Consider the following 7,684-nt stretch of genomic DNA (forward strand, 5'->3'; position numbering starts at 1 on the left):
TGGGCAGGTATGACTGCTACTTCCGAAAAACCCATCATCATTATTGGCGCCGGCATGGCAGGCCTTACTTGTGCCAACTATCTGCACCGCGCCGGCCGACCCGTGCTGGTGCTGGAGGCCGCCGATGCCGTGGGGGGCCGCGTGCGCACCGACGTAACGCCCGAGGGATTCCGCCTCGACCGGGGCTTTCAGGTGCTGCTCACGCGCTACCCCGAAGTGCAGCGCCTGATGGATTATGGCGCCCTGAACCTGAAGCCCTTTCGGCAGGGTGCCATTATTCGCCTGCCCAATGGCGAACAGACTACCCTGCTGAATCCTTTGCGCCAGCCCACGGCGGCACTTACGGCCCTGGCCTCGGCGGTGGGTACGCTGCCCGATAAGCTGCGGGTGGTGAGTTTGGCCCGGCACGTGGCCCAGCATACCCCGCAGGAGCTGCTGAACCGGCCCGACCTCAACGCCACCGATACGCTGCGCTTCCTGCACCACTATGGCTGGAGTGAGCAGATGATTACCAACTTCTTCCGCCCCTTTTTCGGAGGCGTATTCCTGGACCGCGGCCTGAGCACGGCGGCCAACTTCTTTGAGTTCGTGTTCCAGCAGTTTGCCGAGGGCGAAGCCGTAGTGCCGGCCTTGGGGATGCAGCAGATACCGGAGCAGCTAGCCGCCCGCCTGCCCGCCGGCACCGTGCGCCTGAACACGCCCGTAGAGGCTATTGATGGCACCACCGTGCGCCTCTGGACCGACCAGACACTGGAGGCTGCTGCCGTGGTAGTGGCCGTGGATGGGGAAGCCGCCCGCAAGCTGTTACCCGGACAGCCCGCCGCCGAAGCCGGCTGGAACCAGACCACCTGTACTTATTTTGCCGCTCCCGCCGCTTTGCCCTCCCGCCACGACCGGCTGTTGCGCCTCAACGCTGCCCCCGATGCCCTAGCGCATAACGTAGCCTTCCCCGCCGAAGTAAGTGCCGACTATGCGCCGGCGGGCCAACGGCTAGTATCAGTAAGCACCCACGGGGAGCATGGGCTGAGAGAGGCGGCCCTCACGGCAAAGCTGCGTCAGGAGCTGGCCGCCTGGTTTGGCGCCGAAGCGAATAGCTGGCAGCACCTGCGCTCCTACACGCTGCCACAGGCCCTGCCCGCGTACCCGGCCGGCCAACCCGCTCACCAGCCCCTGTGCCTTACTGACCACCTCTACCGCTGTGGCGACTACACCGCCTACCCCTCCCTGAATGCGGCCATGCAAACCGGCCGGGAGGTGGCGGAGCAGCTGTTGGCGAATTAATACCACTGAATGGTCTACTGGCTTTAACTGCTTAGGCCCCAAAGGCGGCACCTGCTGGCGTCTTCTTTATCGGGCCGCAAACCCCTCCCACCGGGTCCACCACTCCGGCCGCTCCGGCAGCCGCAGCTTCGCGCCCTCAAACTGCCGCAGGCCGTGCCCGGCGCCGCCCAGCTCCCGGAAGGACGAGGCGACCCGCACGCGGTAATCGTGGTCGATACGGAGGATGTGGCGGTCGAAGGCGCGGTGCAGGGTGGGCGTGAGAGCCAGGCCGTTGCCGATGGTATCGTCGTGGCTCAAGGCTCAGGGCACGATGTGGCAGGCATCGAGCAAAGGTGCTACGGCGCTGGTGCCGGTGCTGATGAGCTGCAGGCCGGAAATGGCGCAGGTGTAGTTGTACACCCGTAGCACTTCGCGCTTGAAAACGGCACTGCGTACGGCCGTTTCTACTTCATCGGCAAGGTTGATATGGGTTTGATACACGACGGCGGGCTCTTCCAGCATCTGGCGGCCCAAGCTGTGCAGGGTATCCGCGCCGGCCGTGGGGCGGTAACGGAAGCGGGTTTGCGGAAAGTAGCGGTCCAGCAGGGCTTCGCGAAATAACTGACGGGCAGCTGCTTCCTGGAGCAGTAGCCAGAGGGCTTCATCGAGGGCAGCGTAGGCTACCACTTGGCACAGTGGCCCAGGCTGCGCGGAGAGCCGGAAGCCGTGAGCACCAGGGGCTGGCCGAAGTGGGTGTGCAGGTGCCAGAACTTCTCGCCGGTGAGGTGGTAAAACCGCAGCGCAAAGTTGTTGGCCCAAAACCGCCCCGACACGCTCAAGTCGCGGCAATTGCTTTGGAAAGCGGCCAACAGTGCCGGCGTGATGATGATCTGGTTGTCCTGGATAGTGCCTTCTTCGATACCTTCCAGCACGGCCAGCAGCAACGCTGGCTTATAGGGTGCTTCCTCCCCGCTCAGCCTGCTGGTTTTGAGCTTGCGAAAACGCGCGAGGTAGTGGGGCAAGTCGGTCATGGCAGGGCCCAAGGTACGTGCTGAACTACTCTTGCCGGCACTCGGCTACTGCTTAGGGTGGGCGCGGTTGCCCCGTTGCGCATCGTAGCCTGCAGCGGGGTTCGAGAAGAAGGCAAATCGAATGACGACCAGCACCAAGAGCGTTGCGGCCAGAATACCTAGCGTGAGGCCGCTACGGAGCAGCGTAGAGGAACTGACCACCGAAACACCCCAGATGCGCAACACGCCGAGGGCGGCCAAAGTCAGGCAAAGCAGCCCGATGGCCGCGCCCAGTAGCTTTTTCATATGGCAGTTGGGTTAGAGCTGGTCGAGCCAGCCTTTCTTTTTGGTGTCAAATTCCTCTTGGGTGATGATGCCCTCGTTGAGCAGGAGCTTGAGCTTCTGCAGTTGCTGCACCGGGTCGGCGCTGGTGGGGGTGCTGGTGGCTTCCTGCTTTTCGGTGGCGAAAACCCGGCCCAGTTCGGCCCCCGCGCCCAGCTGCAGGCCCGCGCCAGCCAGGCCGCTTTCGTTGCGGGCCGCGTCGCGCAGGGCTTTTAGCTTTTCCAGCTCGGCGTAATTGAGTCCCCCGGCTGCTGCCGCCTGGGCATCGGCCGACACGTCGGAAATGCGGCCAATGCGCTGCTGGGTGGCCTTGTCGAAGACGGTGCCGTTGATACGAAAGTCTGTCAGCGCGCAGCCGAGGCGGGCAAACTCGGGCGTCAGCAGCTCCTGGAGCTGAGCCGAGAGCGGACCGAGGTGCGCGTCAATCTGTTGATAGGAAAACTGCGCCGAGGCCAGCACGGTAGCCAGCACTGACGGAATACGGCTTTGCAGCAGCGCCCGGGCCTGCTGCACGGTGTAGAGGTCCTGCTGGCCGGCTATTTCGGCGAAGAACCGCTGCCCATCGTCGAGGCGAAAGGAAAAGCTGCCGTTGGCGCCCAGCTCCACGGGCAGCTGGTACACCGGATCCACGTACTTGATGGGCATGGCGGTGCCCCAGCCCTGGTTCACGTTTTCGGCCTGCCGGAAGAAGTAGACCTTCACCTTATGCTCGCTCTCGAAGCCCGTGCGCAGCTTGGTAAGCGTGGTGATGAAGGGCGTGTTTTCCGTTTCGAGGTTGTAGATACCCTCCGTGGTCAGCGCATCGGCCACGCGGCCCTCGTAGACCAGCAAAGCCCCCTGGCCTGGCCCGATGATGAGCTTGCTGGCGTTCTTGAGCTCGTCGTGCTCGGAGGGAAACTTCGTCAGCAGCACGCCCGGCTGCGGGTTGGCCCACTCGATGACAGAGGCCAGCTGGTTGCGGAAAAAGCGAAAGGCCATAGCTACGGAAGTTCAGAGTGTTTCTGGAGTTGCCCAATCAGGCTAAGGGTATACGTCTGGTGGCCGTCCTGCAGCGCAAACCCCTGCGCATAGCGGATGGCCCGGTCGGGGCTGTCGGACGCGGCCAAGGGCTGGGTGAAGCGGATAGCGCCGGTGCGGGCATCCAGGCATTGGACGGAGACTGGAATGGTGGGCGAGGCCGTGGGCTTAAATGAAATCAGCACGTAGTCGGCATCGGCGTACAGCAGGCTGGGGTCGAAGTACAGCCGGCCCGGGGTGAAGTCGGCGTAGGACAGCACCCGGGCTTCTTTCAACTCGTAGGGCGTGATGAGCCGCTTCACGTGCGGGTCGGCGTCGGTGAAAATGCCCGAGCCGCCGTAGTCGTCGCTCCACTCAAAACGGGGCAAGTCCCGGGCCCCACCGCCGTTGTCGCGGTACTGGTACTTGATCAGCTGAATTTTATCCTCGGGGTAGGTGGTGCTTTTGCGGCTGAAGATGAAGGCTGTTTTTGTAGGGGCCCGGGGCTGCAGGGTGCTGAAGCCGTGCCGGGCCTCGTAAAAATCATCCTGGGTGTACACTTGATGGATCAGCGGGAAGTACATCAGGTTGCGCCCGTCGTTGGTGAACAGGGCGAAGTAGTCGCCGTAGTCGTCGTCGCCGGCTTCTACGGTGGCAATGCCGCTGGTTAGCTTCGGCTGCCCCTGAAACAGGGGCTTGGTTACCTCTTTCAGGCTGTTAGCGGCTTTGTCCACGCGGTACACGGCCGTTTTGTTGGCAATGAGGTACAGGTCGCCGTTCGAAAACTGCTTGAGGTCGAAATCGGGGGAAGAAGCGCTGGGCGGAATGGGCACGGGCACACTTTTCAGCGCCGCCCCGGTGGTGGCATCGGCAAACACCGCGTAGCTGCTATCCTGAGTTTCGCCGTCGTAGCTACGCGTGCCCACCTGGAAGAGCACGGGCTTCTGCGTGGGCGCGAGGTACAGCAGGGCTTCGCGGCTGCTGAAGCTGAACTTGCTACTCTTTTCTTCCTCGGCCGGCGCAGCCGGCACGGACGCTACGAACACGGGCTGGGGCGCATCCCGGGTGAACAGCTGCCGGGCTCCGAAAACCAGGAGCAAGGCCACCACTGCCACCACGCCGGCCAGCACGCGCAGCTTTGGGGCCGGGCCGGCGGGCGGCGCTACCTGCCGTACCGTGTAGTTGATGTTGATGTCGTCGTTGTCGAGAAAGTATTCCGTGCCGCAGTTCTCGCAGCGGAACACCTCTGGGCTCACCAAGGCCTTCTGCGTGCTGCCGCACTTGGGGCACTCAATTGCTTTTATTGCTTTGGCCATATAGTACCCGGATAATCTGACCGGCGGCAGGAAGCCACCGGCGGAGCGCGCCGCAAATTAGTGGGTAGTTGGTGGTTTCGGCGCAAGTTGCCTAAACGTGGCCTATTGCCTACCCCCGGGCCTAGGCAAGCCGCCGGGCTGCCCGGAATAGCGTTTTTACCGTTGAGCCGCTACCTTCCGGCTGCGGGCGCTGGCCGCCCGCAGCTAAAACTACTTTTTACTCATGCACGACACCACGCTGCACGAAACAATACTTCTGGTCCTGGGCCTCCTGTTTGCCATGCTGCTGCTCGTGATGCTGAGCCAGAAGCTGCGCATCTCCTACCCCATCTTTCTGGTGCTGGCCGGGCTGGCGCTCAGCTTCGTGCCGGGGCTGCCGCCCATCACCATCAACCCCGACCTGATCTTCCTCATCTTCCTGCCGCCCCTGCTCTATCAGGCTGCCTGGGACACTTCCTGGAAAGATTTCTGGCGGTGGAAGCGGCCCATTACCTTGCTTGCGTTCGGACTGGTGTTCTTCACTTCTACCATCGTGGCCTACGTGAGCCGGGCCATGATTCCGGGCTTCACGCTGGCGCTGGGGTTCCTGCTGGGCGGCATCATCTCCCCACCCGACGCCGTGGCGGCCACTTCCGTACTCAAGGGCATCAAGGTGCCGCGCCGCGTGACCAGCATCCTGGAGGGGGAAAGCCTGATCAACGACGCCAGCTCCCTGATTGTGTTCCGTTTTGCGCTGGCGGCCGTGGTGTCGGGCACGTTTGTGTGGCAGCAGGCGGCTACTTCGTTTCTGCTGGCCAGTGGCTTGGGTTTGGCTATTGGGCTGGCGGTGGGTTACGGCTTTTACCTCATTCATAAGTACCTGCCCACTACGCCCAGTATCAACACGGTGCTCACCTTTATTGCCCCTTATGTGATGTACCTGCTGGCCGAGGAATTCCACTTCTCGGGGGTGCTGGCCGTGGTGAGTGGGGGGCTGATGCTCTCTTACCACTCCCACCGCGTGTTTGATGCCGACACCCGCCTCCAGGCCAACAGCGTGTGGACCAGCGTGGGGTTTGCCCTCAACGGCCTGGTGTTTATTCTCATTGGCCTGGAGCTGCCAGTGGCCGTGCACGGGCTGGGCTCCTACTCGCTTGGGCAGGCCATCAGCTACGGCCTTATCATCAGCGCCATCGTTATCCTGATTCGGCTGGTGTGGATGTTTCCGGCTGCCTTTGTGCCGCGCTGGCTGTTTCGCAGCATCCGCACCAAGGAAACCAGCCCCGGCTGGCAGGGGCCCATTATCATCGGGTGGGCCGGTATGCGGGGCGTGGTGTCGCTGGCTTCGGCCCTGGCCGTGCCTCTGCTGCTAAGCAACGGGCAGGCCTTTCCGCAGCGCAACCTCATTCTGTTCATCACCTTCGTAGTCATTCTGGTTACGCTCGTGTTTCAGGGCCTCACGCTGCCGGCCATCATCCTCCTCACGGGCGTGGCCGAAATCGAGGACCGCATGCCCACCGACGAGCAGGAAGCTGGCATCCGGCTGCGGCTGCGACACGTGGCCCTGGCTCACCTGTCCCGGCACTACACCTCCGACATCCAGGCCAACGAAATGATAGCCGCCCTCCAGCAGCGCATGCAGGCCGAGGCCCAGCGCACCGGCAACCTGCTCGAAGCCCTCGACTACGATGAAAACAAGCGTCAGGCCCTGCAGCGCTACCATCAGGTGCTGCTGGATGTACTGCAGGTGCAGCGCGAGGAGCTGTTTGTGCTACGGGCCGAGGATGTATTTGAAGAGGAAATGCTGCGCCACCAGGAGGCCCAGCTCGACCTCGACGAGGCCAAGATCAGCCACATGCCCCACTAAGGCGTGGGTAGTGAACAAGCATTGATTTTAACGCCTCAGAACGTCATGCTGAGCGTGTCTAAGCATCTCGCTTGCTGACGTTGCAGAAGTAAGTGTCATGCTGAGCGGAGTCGAAGCATCTCTACCGCTTCGTTGAGTGGCTCCTACCGAAGCGGTAGAGATGCTTCGACTCCGCTCAGCATGACGTTCTTTTTATTTACTGTACATACTCTATAGTCACTTCGGTAGACATGCGCCAAAGAGCCAAGGCTTTGGAAGCGTTGTAAACCTTGCGTACAATCAAGGATTTGAGGGTGGGCGGGGACGTGCTTTGCGGCATACCAATTCGCTTGTGTTATGCAGCACGTATCGCCCGTTCGCCTGCCCTTGGTTACGGGAGGCAAAACTTACCACGACGTTACCGAGGACGTTAGCCGCCACGTGGAGGCCAAACCCAACCGCCGCTGGGCACTAGCCCTCACGGCCGCTCTACTCCTGCTCGGCGTCTTCTTCTACTCGGTCTACCGCACCTTGTGGTACGGCATCGGAGAATGGGGGCTGAACAAAACGGTAGGCTGGGCCTGGGACATCACCAACTTCGTGTGGTGGGTGGGCATCGGCCACGCCGGCACGCTCATCTCGGCTGTGCTGCTGTTGTTCCGTCAGAAGTGGCGCACCTCCATCAACCGCGCCGCCGAAGCTATGACCATCTTCGCCGTCATTTGCGCGGCCATGTATCCGGTGCTGCACCTTGGCCGGCCCTGGCTCATGTTTTGGGTGTTTCCACTCCAGAATACCTTTGGCTCGCTCTGGACCAACTTCAACTCGCCCTTGTTGTGGGACGTGTTTGCCATCAGTACCTACTTCACCGTGTCCCTGGTGTTCTGGTACACGGGCCTGGTGCCCGACTTCGCCACCATCCGTGACCGGGCCAA

At 62.2% G+C, this 7,684-nt stretch carries 9 protein-coding genes; 3 read left to right on the top strand and 6 right to left on the bottom strand.

Features of this window, described 5'->3' with window-relative positions:
• Nucleotides 1-9 precede the first annotated feature (9 nt).
• Entirely contained in the window at nt 10-1,281 is a 1,272-nt protein-coding gene (locus I5L79_RS17095) for a protoporphyrinogen/coproporphyrinogen oxidase (RefSeq protein ID WP_196956287.1), read from the top strand.
• A gap of 66 nt (nt 1,282-1,347) precedes the next feature.
• Here the strand turns inward: I5L79_RS17095 and I5L79_RS17100 are convergent, their stop codons facing one another.
• The 6 genes from I5L79_RS17100 to I5L79_RS17125 are packed head-to-tail and all read right to left on the bottom strand — an operon-like array spanning nt 1,348 to nt 4,924.
• Nucleotides 1,348-1,578, bottom strand: coding sequence for an HNH endonuclease (locus I5L79_RS17100; protein WP_196956288.1), 231 nt, complete (start codon nt 1,576-1,578; stop codon nt 1,348-1,350).
• A 3-nt stretch (nt 1,579-1,581) separates the two neighbouring features.
• Nucleotides 1,582-1,947: a hypothetical protein gene (locus tag I5L79_RS17105; protein ID WP_196956289.1), complete on the bottom strand. Its 366-nt coding sequence runs from the start codon at nt 1,945-1,947 to the stop codon at nt 1,582-1,584.
• Nucleotides 1,941-2,291, bottom strand: coding sequence for a hypothetical protein (locus tag I5L79_RS17110; RefSeq protein WP_196956290.1), 351 nt, complete (start codon nt 2,289-2,291; stop codon nt 1,941-1,943). Before I5L79_RS17110 ends, I5L79_RS17105 begins: the two co-directional genes overlap by 7 nt.
• 45 nt (nt 2,292-2,336) lie before the next feature.
• On the bottom strand, nt 2,337-2,576 hold the full coding sequence (locus I5L79_RS17115) for a hypothetical protein (RefSeq protein WP_196956291.1): 240 nt from the start codon (nt 2,574-2,576) through the stop codon (nt 2,337-2,339).
• A gap of 12 nt (nt 2,577-2,588) precedes the next feature.
• Complete coding sequence (locus I5L79_RS17120; RefSeq protein ID WP_196956292.1) at nt 2,589-3,590, bottom strand: SPFH domain-containing protein; 1,002 nt, start codon at nt 3,588-3,590, stop codon at nt 2,589-2,591.
• A 2-nt stretch (nt 3,591-3,592) separates the two neighbouring features.
• A complete protein-coding gene (locus tag I5L79_RS17125) occupies nt 3,593-4,924 on the bottom strand; it encodes a hypothetical protein (RefSeq protein ID WP_196956293.1) in 1,332 nt (443 codons plus the stop codon).
• Nucleotides 4,925-5,147: 223 nt separating this feature from the next.
• Between I5L79_RS17125 and I5L79_RS17130 the strand changes: the two genes are divergently transcribed.
• Together I5L79_RS17130 and nrfD are read left to right on the top strand one after the other, a co-directional pair.
• Nucleotides 5,148-6,770 carry a Na+/H+ antiporter gene (locus I5L79_RS17130; protein WP_196956294.1) on the top strand — a complete coding sequence of 541 codons (1,623 nt, stop codon included), beginning with the start codon at nt 5,148-5,150 and terminating at the stop codon, nt 6,768-6,770.
• Between the two features lie 336 nt (nt 6,771-7,106).
• Nucleotides 7,107-7,684 (top strand): NrfD/PsrC family molybdoenzyme membrane anchor subunit (gene nrfD / locus I5L79_RS17135; RefSeq protein ID WP_196956295.1); only part of this gene is annotated, 578 nt, incomplete at its 3' end.

The organism is Hymenobacter guriensis, assembly GCF_015773195.1.
GTDB lineage: Bacteria > Bacteroidota > Bacteroidia > Cytophagales > Hymenobacteraceae > Hymenobacter > Hymenobacter guriensis.